Source organism: Qipengyuania soli, from assembly GCF_015529805.1.
In the GTDB taxonomy this organism is placed as follows: domain Bacteria; phylum Pseudomonadota; class Alphaproteobacteria; order Sphingomonadales; family Sphingomonadaceae; genus Qipengyuania; species Qipengyuania soli.
The window spans coordinates 195,617-214,503 of sequence record NZ_CP064654.1 but is presented as its reverse complement, the minus strand read 5'-3'; the positions used below and the strand labels follow the sequence as shown (position 1 = coordinate 214,503).

At 63.2% G+C, this 18,887-nt stretch carries 17 protein-coding genes; 8 read left to right on the top strand and 9 right to left on the bottom strand.

Annotated elements, in window-relative coordinates; genetic code table 11:
* Positions 1-50 precede the first annotated feature (50 nt).
* Positions 51-743, bottom strand: a complete 693-nt coding sequence (rplA, locus tag IRL76_RS01090) for a 50S ribosomal protein L1 (protein ID WP_200982372.1) — start codon at positions 741-743, stop codon at positions 51-53.
* Between the two features lie 4 nt (positions 744-747).
* Positions 748-1,179, bottom strand: coding sequence for a 50S ribosomal protein L11 (rplK, locus tag IRL76_RS01085; protein ID WP_200982369.1), 432 nt, complete (start codon positions 1,177-1,179; stop codon positions 748-750).
* Positions 1,180-1,428: 249 nt separating this feature from the next.
* Between rplK and IRL76_RS01080 the strand changes: the two genes are divergently transcribed.
* Positions 1,429-2,463, top strand: coding sequence for an aspartyl protease family protein (locus IRL76_RS01080; protein ID WP_200982367.1), 1,035 nt, complete (start codon positions 1,429-1,431; stop codon positions 2,461-2,463).
* Positions 2,464-2,499: 36 nt separating this feature from the next.
* Here the strand turns inward: IRL76_RS01080 and nusG are convergent, their stop codons facing one another.
* The 7 genes from nusG to IRL76_RS01045 all read right to left on the bottom strand — a co-directional run bounded on the left by nusG (position 2,500) and on the right by IRL76_RS01045 (position 11,272).
* Positions 2,500-3,036 (bottom strand): transcription termination/antitermination protein NusG, encoded by a 537-nt coding sequence (nusG, locus tag IRL76_RS01075; RefSeq protein ID WP_200982365.1) that lies wholly within the window; start codon positions 3,034-3,036, stop codon positions 2,500-2,502.
* A 41-nt stretch (positions 3,037-3,077) separates the two neighbouring features.
* Positions 3,078-3,281 (bottom strand): preprotein translocase subunit SecE, encoded by a 204-nt coding sequence (secE, locus tag IRL76_RS01070; protein ID WP_200982363.1) that lies wholly within the window; start codon positions 3,279-3,281, stop codon positions 3,078-3,080.
* A gap of 432 nt (positions 3,282-3,713) precedes the next feature.
* Entirely contained in the window at positions 3,714-4,889 is a 1,176-nt protein-coding gene (locus IRL76_RS01065) for a glycosyltransferase family 87 protein (protein ID WP_246450052.1), read from the bottom strand.
* An 88-nt stretch (positions 4,890-4,977) separates the two neighbouring features.
* Positions 4,978-6,756 (bottom strand): DUF885 domain-containing protein, encoded by a 1,779-nt coding sequence (locus IRL76_RS01060; RefSeq protein ID WP_200982359.1) that lies wholly within the window; start codon positions 6,754-6,756, stop codon positions 4,978-4,980.
* Between the two features lie 64 nt (positions 6,757-6,820).
* Complete coding sequence (locus tag IRL76_RS01055) at positions 6,821-8,653, bottom strand: DUF885 domain-containing protein (protein WP_200982357.1); 1,833 nt, start codon at positions 8,651-8,653, stop codon at positions 6,821-6,823.
* A gap of 98 nt (positions 8,654-8,751) precedes the next feature.
* Positions 8,752-10,311, bottom strand: coding sequence for a flavin-containing monooxygenase (locus tag IRL76_RS01050; RefSeq protein WP_200982355.1), 1,560 nt, complete (start codon positions 10,309-10,311; stop codon positions 8,752-8,754).
* 85 nt (positions 10,312-10,396) lie between these two features.
* A complete protein-coding gene (locus tag IRL76_RS01045; protein ID WP_200982353.1) occupies positions 10,397-11,272 on the bottom strand; it encodes a MipA/OmpV family protein in 876 nt (291 codons plus the stop codon).
* A 107-nt stretch (positions 11,273-11,379) separates the two neighbouring features.
* Between IRL76_RS01045 and IRL76_RS01040 the strand changes: the two genes are divergently transcribed.
* Genes IRL76_RS01040 through IRL76_RS01010 form a run of 7 tightly spaced genes read left to right on the top strand, consistent with a single transcriptional unit; the run spans position 11,380 to position 18,885 of the window.
* The gene (locus IRL76_RS01040; protein ID WP_200982351.1) at positions 11,380-12,102 is read left to right on the top strand and encodes a hypothetical protein; all 723 of its coding nucleotides are present in this window, start codon (positions 11,380-11,382) and stop codon (positions 12,100-12,102) included.
* Between the two features lie 54 nt (positions 12,103-12,156).
* Positions 12,157-13,344, top strand: a complete 1,188-nt coding sequence (gene crtY / locus IRL76_RS01035) for a lycopene beta-cyclase CrtY (RefSeq protein ID WP_200982349.1) — start codon at positions 12,157-12,159, stop codon at positions 13,342-13,344.
* 53 nt (positions 13,345-13,397) lie between these two features.
* On the top strand, positions 13,398-14,888 hold the full coding sequence (locus tag IRL76_RS01030) for a phytoene desaturase (RefSeq protein WP_200984121.1): 1,491 nt from the start codon (positions 13,398-13,400) through the stop codon (positions 14,886-14,888).
* Entirely contained in the window at positions 14,885-15,466 is a 582-nt protein-coding gene (locus IRL76_RS01025) for an LOG family protein (protein WP_200982347.1), read from the top strand. Before IRL76_RS01030 ends, IRL76_RS01025 begins: the two co-directional genes overlap by 4 nt.
* Entirely contained in the window at positions 15,463-16,482 is a 1,020-nt protein-coding gene (locus IRL76_RS01020) for a phytoene/squalene synthase family protein (protein WP_200984120.1), read from the top strand. Before IRL76_RS01025 ends, IRL76_RS01020 begins: the two co-directional genes overlap by 4 nt.
* Positions 16,483-16,538: 56 nt before the next feature.
* Positions 16,539-17,003: a hypothetical protein gene (locus IRL76_RS01015; RefSeq protein WP_200982345.1), complete on the top strand. Its 465-nt coding sequence runs from the start codon at positions 16,539-16,541 to the stop codon at positions 17,001-17,003.
* A 10-nt stretch (positions 17,004-17,013) separates the two neighbouring features.
* Positions 17,014-18,885: an acetyl/propionyl/methylcrotonyl-CoA carboxylase subunit alpha gene (locus IRL76_RS01010; protein WP_200982343.1), complete on the top strand. Its 1,872-nt coding sequence runs from the start codon at positions 17,014-17,016 to the stop codon at positions 18,883-18,885.
* Positions 18,886-18,887: the final 2 nt, after the last annotated feature.

Here is an 18,887-nt window from a genome sequence, read left to right as displayed (position 1 = left end):
CGGAGGGTTCCCCCCCGGCCCTTCTGATCTCATCGCTCGAAGCGAGTGGCTCAGGCGCCTTCGACTTCGGTGAGGTCGAGCTTGAGGCCCGGGCCCATCGAGCTGGTCAGGGTAACCTTGCGGACATACTTGCCCTTGGCACCCGACGGCTTGGCCTTCACGACGGCTTCAGTCAGCGCCTTGAAGTTCGCCTTGAGGTCGGCGTCCTTGAACGACAGCTTGCCGATGCCCGAGTGGATGATGCCCAGCTTCTCGACACGGAATTCGACCTGGCCGGCCTTCGCATCCTTGACCGCCTGTTCGACGTTCGGGGTGACGGTGCCCAGCTTCGGGTTCGGCATCAGGCCCTTGGGACCCAGCACCTTACCGAGACGGCCGACGACGCCCATCATGTCCGGCGTGGCGATCACGCGGTCATAGTTGAGGTTGCCGTTCTGCATGTCTTCCATGAGGTCTTCCGCACCGACCTTGTCGGCACCGGCGGCGAGAGCCTTGTCGGCATTGTCGCCACGGGCGAACACGGCGACGCGAACGTCCTTGCCCGTGCCGCTCGGCAACGAAACCATGCCGCGAACCATCTGGTCGGCGTGACGCGGGTCGACGCCCAGGTTCATCGCGACTTCGACGGTCTCGTCGAACTTGCTCTTGTGCTCGCGCAGCGTGGCGAGCGCCTCGTCGACGGTGTAGAGCTTTTCGCTGTCCAGCTTGGCGCGAACCTGCTGCTTCTTGGTCTGCTTTGCCATGGTCTTAGCCCTCCACCACGTCGAGGCCCATCGAACGCGCGGAGCCTTCGATGATCTTGGTTGCCTGCTCGATATCGTTCGCGTTGAGATCCTTCATCTTGGTCTCTGCGATTTCGGCGAGCTGCGAGCGCTTGATGGTTCCGGCCGAAACCTTGCCCGGCTCCTTCGAACCCGACTTCAGCTTGGCAGCCTTCTTGATCAGGAAGCTGGCCGGCGGAGTCTTGGTGATGAAGGTGAACGAGCGGTCGGCATAGACCGTGATGATCGTCGGGATCGGCATACCCTTTTCGAGGCTGTCGGTCGCGGCGTTGAAGGCCTTGCAGAATTCCATGATGTTCACGCCACGCTGGCCCAGTGCGGGGCCGATAGGCGGCGAGGGGTTGGCGGTGCCGGCGGGCACCTGCAGCTTGATATAGCCGTCGATCTTCTTGGCCATGAATGGCCTCCTTTCTCACTGTTGCCGCGCCTCTTTCGACACGCGGCTCATGGTAAGCGGTCAAGTGGACTACCGGGGCAGTCCTCCCGCGCGGGTTTCCCTAAGATGTCTCGGGAAGGCGCGCACATAGCGTTTCGCGCCGCGAATGCAAGCGATTCCGCCCCTGCACCGTCGACCGCCCATCGAACCCGATGGCTCCTCTATCGAAGCCCACTCCCTTCGAGGATTGCAAAGGTCTATGATCGCTGCATGAAGTGGAGAGGATCGATCGCCGCAGCTCTGCTGTTGGCAAGCTCATCGCCGGCCATGGCACAAGCTTCGAAAGAGGTGCGGACCACGCCGGTCATGCGGATGCCCGAACTGCCGCCTGCCGTCATCGACGAGACTCTGCAGATCGGTGGCGAAGCTATCGAGGCGGAGAAGCGCGTCAGCCGGATGACTGCAGAGGTCATGGTCAACGGCAAGGGACCCTACAACTTCGTCGTCGACAGCGGCGCCGACACCTCGGTGATCGGGCAGTCGCTGGCGGGTAAGCTCGGCCTTCCCGACGGGGAGCAGGTTCTTCTCCACGGCGTGACCGAAAGCCGCATGGTCGACACGGTCAAGGTCGACACGCTGGGATTGGGCCCGACCGAAACCGTCGGTCTCGAATTGCCCGTGCTCGACGAAAGCGATCTCGGCGGGGACGGGATGATCGGCCTCGACACCCTTGTCGAGCAGCGGCTGATGCTGGATTTCGAAAAGCGCATCATCACCGTTGACGACGAGCGCAGCGCGGGCATGTTCGGCGATGGCATCATCGTCGTGACGGGCCGTCTGGAGCGCGGCCAGCTGATCCTGACCGAGGTCACTGCCGAGAGGGAAAAGGTCGACGCAATCGTCGATACGGGCTCCGAGATCACCATCGGCAACCTTGCGCTGCGCGACAAGCTGCTGCGCCGCCACTTCGATGAATTCAGCAAGATCAAGGTCTATGGTGTGACCGGAGCCGCGATGGATCTCGATTTCGCCATCATCAAGCGGCTCAAGGTCGGTCCGATCATCCTCCAGAATGTGCCGATCGCCTTTGCCGACATCCCGCCGTTCGAAGTGCTCAACCTGACAGGGAAACCTTCGCTGTTGCTCGGCACCGACATGATGGAGAACTTCCGCCGCGTGTCGCTCGACTTCAAGGAACGCAAGGCGCGTTTCCAGTTGAAGAAGTGCGACAGCAGCCGCGTTTTCGTGCGTACCACGCACAGCGCATCGCGCATCAGCGCGGACCGCGAAACCGCCTGCTCTTAGGGATGCTTTGGCGGGACCCGGGCCCCGCCAGCCGAATTACTTGACGAGTTCGACTTGCTCGAAGTCGAGTTCGACCGGGGTCGCGCGACCGAAGATCGAGACCGAGACCTTGACCTTCTGCTTGTCGAAATCGAGTTCCTCGACGAGGCCGTTGAAGCTGGCGAAGGGGCCGTCGAGCACCTTGACCTGGTCGCCGATTTCGTAATCGACCGATACCTGCGTCTTGGGCGCGGCCTTGGCTTCTTCCACACCGCCGAAATAGCGCGCAGCTTCCTTGTCGGAGATGGCCTGCGGCTTGTTGTTGGTGCCGAGGAAGCCGGTCACCTTCGGGGTGTTCTTGACGAGGTGGTAGACGTCGTCGGTCATGTTCAGCTTCGCAAGGACGTAGCCCGGCATGAACTTGCGTTCGACCTGGACCTTCTTGCCGCGCTTCACTTCGGTCACGGTTTCGGTCGGGACCTGTACGTCTTCGACCCCGTCCTGCAGGCCCAGGCGCTCGGCCTCGGCGATGATCGCGTCACGGACCTTGTTCTCGAAGCCCGAATAGGCGTGGATGATGTACCAGCGTGCCATTTTTTCTCGTTACCCTGTCGGAAGTTCGGCCTGATCGGCGATTATGCGAGCGACAGCAGCCACTGCATGGCGGCGCTGAAAAGCGTGTCGATGCTGAGGAAGAAGACCCCCAGGATCAGCATCATGATGAAAACGAAGATGGCAGTGCGTACCGTTTCTTCGCGCGACGGCCAGACCACCTTGCGGGCCTCGGTCTGGACCTGGCGGATGAATTCCGCCGGCGAAGTCTTCTTTTCGTCTGCCATGTTCGCACTCTCGCGTGTAATTCGTCGCGCCTTCCGCCACGTCCCTTTCAGGTAGGGTCTCTCGCCGCCCCGGTTCAAGTCCGGGAGGGGCTTTTTCGATTCCCAATGTCGGAAGACGGGTGCGCATCTAGGGCTTGCGCGCATAAAAGGCAAGCGGGCTTGGCCGGCGAGCGGACACGAAAAAGGGGCCGGAAACCACCATGGCTTCCGGCCCCTTATCCTTCGACTGAACCCTCAGCGCCGTCCGAACAGTCGGGCCAGGAAACCCGGTTCCTCCATAGGGAGGATCTTGCCGTGGGTCTGATAGCGCAAGCTGCTGTCGCTATAGGGCTTTGGTTGGGTCCACCGGTCGGGGCGGCTACTGTGGAAGGACAAGCTCGACATGGGTTACCTCCATGAAACTCTTTCCCTCCGTCCTGATGGGTAGAAACCCTAAGTAGCTGCGGCGGTTCCCGTTTCAGTTTCGGCGAGTCCCGATCCGGGACGCGTCCACACGAGGAAAAACAAGGCCACGGCGGCAAGGGGCATGAGGTTCACCCCCATCGGCAATGCGGCGGCGCGAGTCGCATAGGGTGCGAACCACAGGACCACCAAAGCTAGCTTTTCGTAAGTACGAAACCCCTCGGTGATGCCCCGCTCCACTAGCCACAGCGTAGGGAAGATGAGGAACGGCAGATCGTAGTTGAACAGGTAGGGCGATGCGAGCGCCGTAGCTGCAAGGACGGCTGCTCCCGTGGCGCGGGCATCCCCGTCAAACCGACGCCAACACGTCACTGCGGCGAGCAGTGCCAAGAGCGCGGAGATGCTGCCCGCAATATAGGCTGCCCCGTCTCCAGCAAAAATGCGGGTCTGCGAGAAGAAGGTTGTCATGCGCAGGAGGAAGTCTGTGTTTACCCCTTCCATCAGCAATCCGCTGGCCTTCCAGCTGGTCACGTATCCTTCGAAAGTCGCCGTGCCGAAAACGAGCAATGCCGCAAGCAGCAGCGCAGCCACGGTCATACCTGCTGCAACGAACGTCCTCCATTTCCCTCCCGCCGCGAACCAGAATGGCGCCAGCAAGGCGAGGTGGGGCTTCATTACCAACGCCCCGATGGCGGCACCTGCGAGGCGCGGCCGTTTACCCAGCTCGTGAGCTGCAAGGACCAGAAGTGAACCCGTCAGCAAGCCTGTCTGGGCATGGCCCGCCGCGACCAGCGCTCCAGGATAGGAGACCACCAGTGGCCACAGGCGCGGAAAGGCGCGAATGCTCGCCCACGCCCACAGCCCCCAGGTGACAGCGACCCATGCAATCCAGGCCAATGGGAACGGCAGCGCGCCAAAGGGCGTCGCGGCGAACAGGAATGGTGGTGGGTTGACGAAGGCGAACCAGCCCAGGCTCCCGGTTGCGGTCTGCACACGCTGCTGCGTTGCCAGATCGTATGCCGCTGCCGGTTCGCCTGCTGACGTGACATGTCCCGCACCCCAGAATGCGAGGAAATCCGTCCCGTCAGGCCCCATGGCCTTGAAGTAGCTATTGGCAAGCAATGCCAGGGAGGCGAGCGCGACGAGCAGGGCATAGCCCCGCACACGATCTCGCGTCAGCCAGTCTGCCTTGCGCAGGAAATCCATCGCCACCCCCGGTCAACTCCCTTGCCGTAATGGCAGCATGAGGACGCGGCCATAGGGGGCGGCGATCAATCCACTTTCACGAGCCGGTCTACTTTCCGCCGCCGGCGATCCAGGCGTCGATCTTGGCCTCCAGCACCGACAGGGGCAGGTCGCCGGTATTGAGGACTTGGTCATGGAACTTGCGAACATCGAAGCTGTCGCCAAGCGCCGCTTCGGCCCTTGCGCGCAGCTGCTTGATCTTGAGCTCGCCGGTTTTGTAGGCAAGCGCCTGGGCCGGCATGACGATGTAGCGTGCCGTCTCGCTCTCGGCGAAGTCGCGGGGCTGACCGTTGGCGACCATGTATCCGATCGCCTTCTCGCGGCTCCAGCCCTTGGCGTGCATGCCGGTGTCGACCACCAGCCGGACCGCGCGCAGCAACTCGCCCCCTGCCAGGGCACCTATGCGATCCAGCGGGTCGTCGTAGAGGCCGAGTTCGTAGCCGAGGCTTTCGGCATACAGCCCCCAGCCTTCGCTGAAGGCCGTGAAACCGCCGTAACGCATGAAGTCAGGCAGGTCCTCGTTCTCGTAAGCGATCATGGTCTGGAAATGATGCCCCGGATTGCCTTCGTGCATATACAGCGCGATCGAGGTGCCCAGCTTGCGCTCGGCCACGTTCCAGCCACTAAAGTAGAAGGTGCCTGGTCGGGTGCCGTCGATCTTCCCCGGGTTGTACGACGCTGCAAGGTTGAAGGCCTCCCGGTATTCCTCGTAGGGGAGGATCTGCAACTCCGTCCGCGGCTTGTGGATGAAAAGCTTGTCGAGCAACGGATCGACCTTGCGACCGACGCCGTACCATGCCTCCTGCAGGTCCGCCTTGGTGGTATAGGTCGGTTGCGTGCGATCCCCCGCCTCGTCCCGGGCCTTGGACAGCGCTGCATTGATCCGCGCCACCTCGGCAAGCCCGGTCTGGTGCACTTCCTCCGCGGTCAGCGGCAGCGTGGTCATTTCGTGGATGCGATGCGCGTAGTAGGCCTCGCCACCAGGGGTCGCTGTGGCTGCAATGCTGGTTCGCGCCAGCGGCAGGTATTCATTTGCAAGATAATCCCGCATCCGCCTCATCGCAGGGAAGAGTTCGTCTTGCACGGCGGTGCGCGTTTCTTCGTCGAGCCGCGCCTTCTCGGCAGCGGAAAAACTGTCCGGGAAGGCCTTCAGGGGCGCGTAGTAGGGATTGCTCGCGTCTGGTGACCCAAGCTGTGTGTCGAATTGCTTGACCATTATTTCGACGGTCAGCCGAGGCAGAGTAATCCCCTCATCTGCGCCGGTCCGCAAACGGGCGATCATCTCGTCGATGTTCTGGGCTGCAGAACGATGCCGGGACAGATTGTCTTCGTAATCCTTCGCCGTATCGAAAGGCATGAAGGCGCCCGGAGCCGACATCCGTGGATAGAATACGTGGAAGCCCGTGAAATGGTCGATCGGAGTGGCGAGGTTGGTCTTGAGCACGTCGCCGGAATTGTCCGCGATGCGCCTCTGCATCGTGTATTCGAACGTGTCGTAGACCATTCGGTCGGTTTCGCTCAGAGCCGATCGGTCGATGGCGTGCAACGATGCCAGGTCCGACTGCGCAGCGGCTCGCTCGCGGTCGTAATATGCAGGCGAGGAATCGCCCAGAGTGTCGGCATGCGTGAAATCGCCGCGGAAGAACGCCGATACGGGATTGCGTTCCAGATACGCTGCTTCGCTGGCGACGAGGAGTGCATCCAGTTGCTGGTGGGGGCTGGGCAGCGCCGAGACCGCTTCCGCGTCGATGCCTCCCGTGGTGGTGCAGGCCCCTGACATTCCCGCAAGGACCAGTGCAAGCGCTGCCTGCGCGGCGAATTTCTTCATGTTCTTTCCTCCCCTTGGAAAGCTATTTGTTGAGCGGCCTCCATGCTTGCAGAGGCCGCCTCGATCACTTGCCTCCGCCGGCAATCCAGCGGTCGATCTTCTCCTCTAGCACCGGCAGCGGCAGCGCACCCGTATCGAGTACTTGCGCATGGAATGCGCGGATGTCGAACTTGTCGCCCAGCTTCTCCTCGGCCCGCTTGCGCAGTTCCTGGATCATCAGCGCACCGACCTTGTAGGCGAGCGCCTGCGAGGGGATCGCAATGTATCGTTCGACCTCGGCCACGACCTCAGTCCGGGTCATGCCGGAATTGGCCAGCATGAAATCGATCGCCTGTTCGCGCGTCCAGCCCTTGGCGTGGATGCCGGTATCGACGACGAGACGCATGGCGCGAAGCTGTTCGTCCTGCAGCGTGCCGTAACGGGCCCAGGGATCCTTGTAGAAGCCCATCTCGTAACCTAGCGTCTCGGCATAGAGCGCCCAGCCTTCGACATAGGCAGTGTTACCGCCGAACCGCATGAAGGCGGGCAGCGCCTCGTTTTCCTGCGCAAGGCTGATCTGGAAATGGTGCCCGGGCGCGCCTTCGTGGAGATAGAGCGTGACGTTGCCCGTCGTCAGCCTGCTCGGCAGGTCATAGGCGTTGAAATAGAAGGTGCCCGGGCGCGTGCCGTCGGGCGAGCCGGAATCGTAGGATCCGCCGGCCTCGAACTTCTCGCGCCATTCCTCGTAAGGCTTGATCTGCAACGGAGTCTTGGGAAGCAGCGAGAAGTAGTTGCCGATCTGCTCGTCGACGCGCTTGCCTATGTCATAATAGCTCTGGGTCAGTGCCTCGCGGCTCTTCGGCTTGAACTTCTCGTCGGTGCGGACGTAATCGAAGAACTCGTTGAGTGTGCCCTTGAAGCCGACCTCGTCCTTGATCTGCTCCATCCCGCCCTTGATCCGGGCGACTTCGGAGAGGCCCAGCTGGTGCAGGTACTCGGGCTCCAGCGGCAGCGTGGTCGAGTTCTCGATGAGAAAACGATAGTAAGCCGGTCCGCCCTTCATCTGGCCGAGACCGACGCTGTCGCGCGCCACGGGCAGGTATTCGTCGCGCAGGAAATCGCGCAGACGGGTGTGGGCAGCGTAGATTGCCTGCGTCGTGGTTCGATATTCAGCCGTCAGGCGCGCCTTGTCCTCTGCCGAGAAATCTTCCGGCATATTCTTGATCGGCATCCAGAAGGGCGAGTCCTCGATGGGCATCGCGAGCTGCGTGTCGAGCTGGCTGACGACATTGCCGATGGTCAGCTTGGTCTCGAAAACGCCGGTCTTCATGCCTTCGCGGAACTTGCCGATCGCCCGGTCGGTGATGGCAATGTAGTCGGCATGGCGCTTGAGATTGTTTTCGTAGTCGGTGACCGTCTTAAACGGAGCCGCGCTCTGGCCGCTGGCGAAGCTCGGGTAGAAGGTGTGGAAGCCCGAGAAGTGGTTGACCGGACGGACTTCGGAGGCGGCCATCAGTTCGGGCGCAAAGCTTTCCATCGCCCCCTTCTGGTCATGCGCGAACACATCGTAGGCGATCTGGTCCGTCGGGGAGAGCTTGCTGCGGTCGATGGCTGCCAGCAGCGTGAGATTGGTTTCGGTGTCCGCCTTGCTCGCGGCGGTGAATTCGTCGGTGAGATAGTCGCCGAGACGATCGGCGTAGCGCATGTCTCCGCGGAACAGCGCGCCGATGGGGTTGAGCTTGAGATTGCGTTCGTCGGCATCGGCGAAGAGCGCGAAAAGCGCGTCATGGGCAGCCTGCTGCTCGTCAGCCTGCGTGACGACCGCAACTTCCTGCGGTTCTGACATGGTGCCGGTGGTGGCGCAGGCGCCGAGCGAAAGTGCTGCTGTCGACAGCAATGCGATGCGGGCGAGTTTCATTGTGGTTCCCCTGGTTTTCTCGTGGCGCCCCTCAGACACGCGCAAGCGCGCGCCGAAAAGCGCTCTTCCGACCACGGGCGGACACTACTCGACCAATGTCAGGCGGCGACGGTCGCCCTTGCCTGCGATTCCTCTCCCAGCGGCTGGCCGCCGGAGTAGGCAAATTCAGGACCGTTGAAATCGATGTGGGGGAAGGCCTCGCGTTCGGCCCAGTAGTCCTGGTTGTGCCGCCATTCGGGCTTCGACCCGCGCCGCGGCATCGCATCGATCCCGCGATTGAGGTAGCCGGGATTGAAGTTGTCCGTCTCGATCCAGGGGAGGATTTCCATGTCCTGGTCCTCGGGCCGGAACTTCACCTCGACCTGCGACACGCCCTTGTCGTGCATGTTGTTGAGCATGGCACACACGAAATCGCCCATCATGTCGACGCGCAGGGTCCAGCTGGCACGGAAATAGCCCATCACCCAGACCATGTTGGGCACGCCGGTATGCATCGCACCGCGATAGGTGACGGTCTTGCCCCAGTCGACATCCTCACCATCGACGGTGAAGGGAATGCCGCCCATGACCAGCAGGTTGAAGCCGGTGCAGGCGATGATGATGTCTGCCTCGATCTCTTCGCCCGAAGATGTGCGCACGCCCTTCTCGGTGAAGCGGTCGATCGTGTCGGTGACGACGTCGAGCTTGCCCGAGACAGCCGCCTTGAACACGTCGCCCTCCGGACAGAAGGCCAGCCGCTGCTGCCAGACGCGGTATTTCGGGGTGAAGTGCGGTTCGAATTCGAAGTCGGGCTTTTCCGCGAAGGTCCGCACCAGTTCCTTCAGTTCCTCGAAAACCGTTTCGGGTTCCTCCTGGCAGCGCTTGGTCATCACGTCCTGGTTAAACATGATCTGGCGCCGGACGATGTCGTGAATCGCGGGCTCCTCGGCCCCGACCTCGCGCAGCTTGTCGGCCAGGGGGTTCTTGTTCTCGCTGCAGAAGAAGTAGGTCGGGCTGCGCTGGAGCATGATGACCTTCTCCGCCTTCTCGGCGAAGGCTGGCACGACCGTGGCGGCGGTCGCGCCCGATCCAATCACCAGCACGCGCTTGCCGGTGTAGTCGTAGTTCGGGTCCCACTGCATGGCGTGGAAGAAATCGCCCTTGTAGTCGCCCAGCCCCATGCCCTGCCACTCGGGCGGGATGTAGGGGTTCTCATGGTCGTAATAGCCCTGGCACATCCACAGGAAGTGGCAGGTGAAGGTGAGTTCGGCACCGTCGGACAGGCGGGTCGCGCCGACCGTCCACAGCCCCGTGTCGCGCGAATAGGCGCAAGAGGTAATGCGGTGACCGTAGCGGATATGCTCGTCGATCCCGTTCTCCTCGATCACCTCGCCCATGTACTTGAGGATTTCGTCGGCACTGGCGATCGGCGCACCTACCCACGGCTTGAAGCGGTAGCCGAAGGTGTAGAGATCGCTGTCGGAGCGCACGCCCGGGTACTTGTGCGTGTCCCAGGTCCCGCCGAACGTGTCCTTCATCTCCAGGATCGTGTAGCTCGCCCACGGGCATTGCTGCTGCAGGTGCCAGGCGGATCCGATGCCCGATATGCCCGCGCCGACAATCAGGACGTCGACATGGGTGGCATTCTTGGAGGGCGAAAAACTCTCGACAGCGTTCATAGGCGATTCCTCTCTCGCTGACGTGCTTATCACATCCGCGCAGGAATCGAGTCATTGATCGGCGTCAAAGCGCCAGATTGTGTCGCTAGAACGTGTAACCGACCCCTGCGGCAAGCATCCACTGGTCATCGTCACCCCGGATGCTGGTGAAGGGAGTGCGCTTCGCATCGCCGAGCATTTTCGAGTATCCGCCGAGCACGATCAGCGCGAAGCCGCCATTGGTCAGGTCGCCATCGAGATCCACTCCGGCAAGCAAATTGACCCCGACGCTGTCGAAACCGCCCTTGGCCTGGAAGCCGGGCAATGTGTCTTCGGGGGCCAGCGTATTGAGCGTGGGAACCGAGTAATAATAGTCGGCATAATCGTCGTCGACGTGGCCGGTGCTGACCGACAGCGACACGGCGGCACCGCGGCTGACGGGTGTGAAATAGGTCACGCTGGGGTTGATGGTCATGCCCTTGTGCGCACCCGCCACGTCCCACAGCGCGTCCACGTTGAAACTGAGGCTGTCGTAGGGATTGAGGACGGCGGGGAAGCTGACGCCGAGCGTCGGCCCGACTTCGACCGCGGTGTCGAGCTCGCCGTAGAGCTTGACCACGGGATCCTTGATCTGGCTGGCGCGATTGCGGTTGATCCTGGCTGCGACGCCCGCCGAAAATGCCACTTCGCCATCCGCATCGGGGATGAAGTCGAGCGCGAGACCACCGGGTCGCGGATTGATACCGATGCCGCCCAGCTTGCCCTGCACGATCGGCAGCGGTGAAATCACATAATCGTCCGACCCGTCGTAACTGGGCGAATAGACCACGCCCGCCCCGACGCTGAGCCAGTCGCCAGTATAAACCGATTGATGCGACTCACGCAGCAAGGCGTCGCCCTGTTCTGCGTCCTGCGCGAATACCGAGGTTGCACTGGCGGCGAGGATGGCCCCGAGTGCAAAGCGGATCGTATGCGATTCCATTTTGACATGCCCCTTTTCAATGGAGAACCGCCTTCACGCCGCGACGTTCCCCCATTCGGTAGAGCCAAGTCGTTGATCCATGTCGTTTTGCACGCCACAAGCATGCGATGATCACGAAGCTTAGCCTTGCTGCCCTGGTGGCACTTGCAGCGTCTCTGCCAGCACCTCTCTCTGCCGCTGGGGAAAGCGCGTACACCGACCTCGTCGAAGCCCTTGCGGCGAAGGACCGTCTCATGTCCGGCTTCGCCGATAGTGCGATCGCCGTGATGGTCGGGGAAGCGCGGCGCGATCCGGAAATGGTCGAGATGGAAGAAGAGTGCGCGGGAACGCTCGACCTCATGGGACAAACCGCGCGTCCGCATCTCGTCGCTTCGCACGAAAGAGGTGTGACGCAATACCGGGCGCAACTGCTTGAGCTCTTTTCATCCCGGCTTTCGCCAGAGGAAGCCCGCGGTGCGGCCGAGTTTTATGCATCCGATGACGGGCGATTCCTTATCAGCCTGGCCGAACAGAACGAGTCGGTCGAAAACGTTCTCTCGGACGTCCGCGGGAACGAGGACGGCTCCGTCTCTGCCGCAGCGCTCGCGGCAGACAAGGCGGTAATGGAGGAGAAGATCAGGAAGGGCGGCGACAGGACCAGGCTGGCCAAGATCGGCTGGTTCCTGATGACCGCCGACTGGTTTCGCAATTTCCAGACGCTGAAGTCCGAAATGCACCAGCTCGAACTCGCACTGGTGAACGACGACTTCACCGCGGAAGAAGGGGCCGCCTTCGATGCCGCCCTCGAGGAAGCCTTCACCGCGCATTTCGAGGCCTGCTACGCCGATTGAGCGGCGACACTCGCGATTGCCGCAGGCCAAGTTACTCCCTAAGCCTTCCTGCCAATGAGCGGGCGCAAGATCGACATGGCCATCGTAGGGGGCGGATTGGCCGGGGGGCTGACCGCCCTGGCCGTTCACCGCACCTATCCCGACATGGCCATCGCAATCTTCGAAGCGGGTGACAGTTTCGGCGGCAACCACCGCTGGAGCTGGTTCAAGGACGATGTCGCCGACACCGCCCGGGGCCTGCTCGTAGGTTTCGACAAGACCGACTGGACGAGCGGCTATGACGTGCGCTTCCCCGCCCATTCGCGGAGCCTGAAGGCGACCTACCGCTCGATGTCCAGTCGCGCCTTCGACGCCTTCTTGCGCCGCGAATTGCCTCAGGATGCGATACAACTGAGCACGCGCGTCGCCGGACTGCGCGACGACGGGATTGTTCTCGAGAACGGACAGGGCATTGCCGCAGACAGGGTGGTCGACTGCCGCGACTTCGAACCCAGCCAGCATCTGCGCGGGGGCTGGCAGGTTTTCATGGGCCGCCACATCCGCACACCTGCCCCCCACGGGGTCGAGCGCCCGATCGTGATGGATGCGGACGTCGCACAGCACGATGCCTATCGCTTCGTCTATACGCTGCCTCTCTCTCCCGACGAGCTCTTTGTCGAGGACACCTACTACGCCGATGCGCCGACGCTCGACCGCGAGGCGCTTTCCGCGCGGATCGATGCCTATTGCGAGAAGCAGGGCTGGAAGGGAGAGACGATCGGCGAGGAGACGGGTGTCCTGCCAGTGGTCACGGGAGGCAATTTCGCCGCCTTCCAGCGCGAACTTGGGATGCGCGGCGTCGTTCGAGCGGGCGCCCGCGCGGGCTTCGTCCATCCGTTGACAAGTTACACGCTGCCCTTCGCTGCCGCGAACGCGGTCTTCATCGCGCAGAATGCCCGCCTTCCGGGAGCCGAACTCGCCGACCTTCTCGCGAAGCGCGCGAAGGAGCACTGGAAGGCGATGCGGTTCTATCGCGATCTCGGTCGCATGCTTTTCGACGGCGCCGTGCCGGACCAGCGTTACCTTATCTTCGAGCGGTTCTATCGCCTGCCGGAACCGCTGATCCAGCGGCTCTATTCGGGTCGGTCCACGTTCCGCGACAAGCTGCGCATATTGAGCGGCAAGCCTCCCATCCCGATTCATGCCGGTGTGCGCGCCTTGCTTGGCAAAGGCGCTCCGCTGCGCCAAGGGGGGAGCCGATGAACGCCGAAACGACGTCCCCGACCGCACCCTCGCCCGAACTTTCCGAAGTCCCCATGACGCGAGGCCGGACCGCCTGCGTGATCGGATCGGGCTTCGGTGGCCTTGCGCTCGCCATTCGCCTGCAGTCCGCCGGTATTGCCACTACGGTGGTCGAGGCGCGCGACAAGCCGGGCGGTCGGGCCTACTTCTGGGAAAAGGACGGCTTCACCTTCGATGCCGGGCCGACCGTCATCACCGATCCCGATTGCCTCAAGGAACTGTGGGCGCTGACCGGGCACAACATGGCCGAGGACGTCGACATCGTTCCCGTCATGCCGTTCTACCGGCTCAACTGGCCCGACGGGACGAACTTCGATTATTCGAACGACGAGGAGAAGCTGTTCTCCGAAATCGCCGCGCTCAACCCGGCCGATGTCGCCGGCTACCAGCGGTTCCTCGAATATTCCGAGGCGGTGTACGAGGAAGGCTACGTCAAGCTGGGGCATGTGCCGTTCCTCGACTTCAAGTCGATGCTGAAGGCCGCGCCAGCGCTCGCGAAACAGCAGGCCTGGCGCAGCGTCTATTCGATGGTTTCCAGCTTCGTCGACAACGAGAAGCTGCGCGAGGCGCTCTCCTTCCACACCCTCCTCGTCGGCGGCAACCCGATGAAGACGAGCAGCATCTACGCCCTCATCCACAAGCTGGAGAAGGACGGCGGCGTGTGGTGGGCCAAGGGCGGCACCAATCGCCTCGTCGCCGGGATGGTCCGCCATTTCGAGCGGATCGGCGGCACAGTGCGGCTGCACGACCCCGTCACCAAGGTCCACACGCTGGGCAAGACCGCGACCGAGGTGGAGACGCATTCGGGCTGGAAGCAGCGCTTCGACGCGGTCGCAAGCAATGCCGACATCATGCACAGCTACCGCGACCTGCTCGGCGAATCCAAGCGCGGCACGGACTACGCACACAGCCTCGCCAAGAAGAAGTTCTCGCCCAGCCTGTTCGTCGTCCACTTCGGGATCGAGGGGACCTGGCCCGGCATTCCGCACCACATGATCCTGTTCGGCCCGCGCTACAAAGGCCTGCTCGAGGACATCTACGACCACGGCGTGCTGCCGGCGGATTTCTCGATCTATCTCCATCACCCCAGCGTTACCGATCCGGGCATGGCACCCGAGGGCAAGAGCACTTTCTATGCGCTCGTCCCCGTCGCCCACATGGGCAAGCTGGCGGTCGACTGGGCAGAGATGGGCCCGATCCTCGAAAAGCGTATCCTCGACGAGGTCGAGCGGCGCCTGATCCCGGGCCTTTCCGAACGCATCGTCACCAAGTTTCACTACGCACCGCGCGATTTCGCCATGGACCTCAACGCCCACATGGGCAGCGCCTTCAGCCTTGAACCGCTGCTGACCCAGAGCGCGTGGTTCCGCGGCCACAATCGCGACGACGTGATCGACAATTTCTACCTCGTGGGCGCAGGCACGCACCCGGGCGCGGGCATCCCCGGCGTCGTCGGCAGCGCCAAGGCGACTGCGGGGCTTATGATCGAGGACCTGCTTTCATGAACCGTCTCGCCGTATACTGCGGCTCCGCCAGCCCGGAGGATCCGCGATACATCCAGCTGGCCTACGACGTGGGCAAAGGTCTCGCCGAGCGCGGGATCGGGACCGTCTATGGCGGCGGCCGCCTGGGCCTGATGGGCGCGGTTGCGCGTGGCGCGCTGGAAGCCGGGGGCGAGGTCATCGGGGTAATCCCCGAAGCGCTCGCCAATTCGGAGGTCGCCAACCACGACTGCACCGAACTCTATACCGTCTCGGGCATGCACGAGCGCAAACAGCGCTTCACCGACCTTTCCGACGGCTTCGTCACCATCCCCGGCGGCGTCGGCACGATGGACGAGCTGTGGGAGGCGATGAGCTGGGCGCAGCTCGGCTATCACCAGAAGCCCGTCGGCCTGCTCAATGCCTTCGGCTTCTACGACCACCTTGTCGCCTTCAACCGCCACATGGCCGATGTCGGCTTCGTCCGCCCCGCGCACCAGGGCATATTGATCGCGGACGAGACGTTAACCGGATTGCTCGACAAGATGGCAGCATATGAGCCGCACACCCCGATCTTCCGCATGAAGGCCGAAGACCTCTGAGCAAACCGCGTCCCCTTACGACCAGCAAGATCCGCCACACCCCTGCCCGCGCCGGCGGCGGGCGCGAAAGGCATTTCCTGGTCCAAAAGGCGAAGGCCGCGATCGAGGAAGGCTCGCAGAGCTTTTCCGCCGCGTCGAAACTGTTCGACCGCGCCACCCGCGAACGGGCCTGGCTCCTCTACGCCTGGTGCCGCCGCTGCGACGATATTGCCGACAACCAGGACAAGGGCGGGCCGCTGGGCGACCAGGGCGACCTCAAGGACGCCGAGGACCGGGTGCAGGCCATCCGCGTGCTTACCCGCCGTGCGCTTGAGGAACAGCCGACCGCCGACCCGGCATTCGACGGCTTCGGCCTGGTTGCCGACGAATGCGGACTGACCATGGACCTCGCCAACGACATGATCGGTGGCTTCGCACTCGACGCCACCCGCTGGAAGCCGGCGAACGAGGCGGACATGCTGCGCTATTGCTACCATGTCGCGGGGTCCGTCGGGGTGATGATGGCGCAGGTCATGGGCGTGCCAGAGGATGACGGCGACACCCTCGACCGCGCCTGTGACCTCGGCCTGGCTTTCCAGATCGCCAATATTGCCCGCGACATCGTCGAGGATGCCGAGGCCGGGCGCCGCTACCTGCCGATGACGTGGCTGCAGGAGAAGGGCTGGGCCGAGGGCGAACATGCGCTGCCCGAAAACCGCTTCGTGCTCGCGAGCCTGATGCCGCGCCTCATCGCGCTGATGGAAAAGCACGAGCAGGCCTCCAAGCTCGGCGCCGCGCGCCTGCGCTTCCGTCAGCGCTGGGCGGTCCTGTCCGCCGCGAACATATACGGCGCGATCGGGCGCAAGGTGCTGAGCCGCGGGCAGAAGGCCTGGGACAAGCGCGTACGCGTGAACCGGCTCGAAAAGCTGTGGCACGTGACCACCGCCTTCTTCGAAGCGCTGGTCAATCGCCCCACCCCGCTCGAAGAACCGATCCTCTGGTCGCGCCACGATTTCCGCCCCGTCGCCGGGTGGTAGCTTGAAGAGGGCTTCCGCTACGGCTAGCGCGGGCGGGAAGTTTCAGGAGAGAGACGATGAAGGGATGGCTCGCCGCAATCGCGGCCACTGCGATGTGCCTCGGCACACCAGCCATGGCGCAGGACGACAGCAATGCCGCGATCCTGCACTCGGTCGACGAGTTCCTGCGCGGACTGAACGAGAAAGACCCCGCAGTGATCGGCGCCGTCTCGACCAAGGATGGCCTGCTCGCCTCGCACCGGATGCGCGAAGGCAAGGAAATCGTCCGTTTCCGCAGCTTCGCCGACGATCTCTCCACCATCAACGAGGGCGATGACACGTTCCGCGAGGTCTATTGGGACCCCACCGTTCTGGTGCGCGGCAACATCGCTGTCGTCTGGGCCGAATACAGCTTCGACCTCAACGGCAAGCGCAGCCACTGCGGCATCGACGTGTTCAACCTGATCAAGATCGAAGGCGCGTGGAAGGTCACCGGCATCCAGTACACCGTCGAACCCGACAACTGCCCCAAGGGACGCTGATTAGCTAACGATGATCCAGAAACTCCTCATCGCCAATCGCGGCGAGATCGCCTGCCGCATCATCCGCACCGCGCGCGAGATGGGTATCGCCACGGTGGCGGTCTATTCGGACGCCGATGCAAAGGCGCTGCACGTCCGCTCGGCGGACGAGGGGGTGCATATCGGCCCCTCGCCCGCGGCAGAGAGCTATCTCGTGGGCGAGAAGATCATCGCCGCGGCGAAGGCCACCGGGGCAGACGCGATCCATCCGGGTTACGGCTTCCTGTCGGAGAATGCCGGCTTCGCGCAGTCCGTGATCGACGCGGGGCTGATCTGGGTCGGGCCGAAGCCATCGAGCATCGAGGCCATGGGCCTGAAGGACGCGGCCAAGAAGCTGATGCGCGCGGCGGGTGTACCGGTCACGCCGGGTTATGAGGGCGAGGACCAGTCGGTGGAGCGCCTCAAGCAGGAAGCCGACGCCATCGGCTATCCCGTGCTGATCAAGGCGGTCGCGGGCGGCGGCGGCAAGGGCATGCGCAAGGTCGATGACGCGGCGGATTTCGAAGCCGCGCTCGAAAGCTGTCGGCGCGAGGCGAAGGCAAGCTTCTCGAACGACGAGGTCCTGCTCGAAAAGTGGATCACGTCGCCGCGCCATATCGAGGTGCAGGTGTTCGGCGACAGCCACGGCAACGTCGTCCACCTGTTCGAACGCGACTGCTCGCTCCAGCGCCGCCACCAGAAGGTGATCGAGGAGGCCCCCGCCCCCGGCATGGACGAGGCCACCCGCGAGGACATCTGCGCCGCCGCTGTGCGCGCCGCCAAGGCGGTGGACTACGAGGGCGCGGGCACGATCGAGTTCATTGCCGATGCCAGCGAAGGCCTGCGCGCCGACCGCATCTTCTTCATGGAAATGAACACCCGCCTTCAGGTCGAGCACCCGGTGACCGAGGAAATCACCGGGGTGGACCTGGTCGAGTGGCAATTGCGTGTCGCGAGCGGCGAGCCGATCCCGCTCAAGCAGGACGAGCTTTTCATCGACGGTCATGCGATCGAGGCTCGCCTTTATGCCGAAGACACGGTTGCGGGATTCCTGCCATCGACCGGTCGCCTCGAACATTTCGATCTCGGCGTTGAGGGCAGGATCGAAACCGGCGTGGAGGAAGGCGACATGATCTCGCCCTTCTACGATCCCATGGTGGCCAAGCTGGTCGTCTGGGGTGAGAACCGCAGCGATGCCATCGACCAGCTCGCCGAAATCGCCGAGGGTGTCGAAATCTGGCCGGTGAAGACCAACGCCGCCTTCATCGCCAATTGCCTGCGCGACGAGGATTTCGAAGACGCCAACCTCGACACCGGCTTCATCGCTGCAAAGCTCGACGACTTGGTCAATTCCGACGAAGCTGACGAGACGATCTGGCGGACCGCAGCCGATTTCGTCGTCCTGGCAGAGACCGAGGAATACGACCATCTCCCCATCGGGCTACGCCTCAACGCGCCCGGGGTGCTGACCACGACACTTTCTCACAAGGGCGACACCCGCACCGTCTCGGCCGCGCGCTCCGGCCTCGATGTTCCCGCAACCGGATTCGTGGATACTGCGCGGGTCGTGGTGTTCGCAGAAGGGCAGAGCTTCGTATTCGATCGCGGGGCACGCGGCGCTGGCGCGCACCACGCCCATGACGGCGACATCATCGCTCCCATGCCTGGCAAGGTCATCGCGGTCGATGTGGCCGACGGCGACACCGTCACCGCGGGCCAGCGGTTGATGGTGCTCGAGGCGATGAAGATGGAGCACGCGCTCACCGCGCCCTTTGACGGGACCGTCACCGGGCTCTCGGTCAGCGCCGGCAGCCAGGTACAGGTCGAGGCCGTGCTGGCAGTTGTCGAGCCGAAAGAAGAATAAGG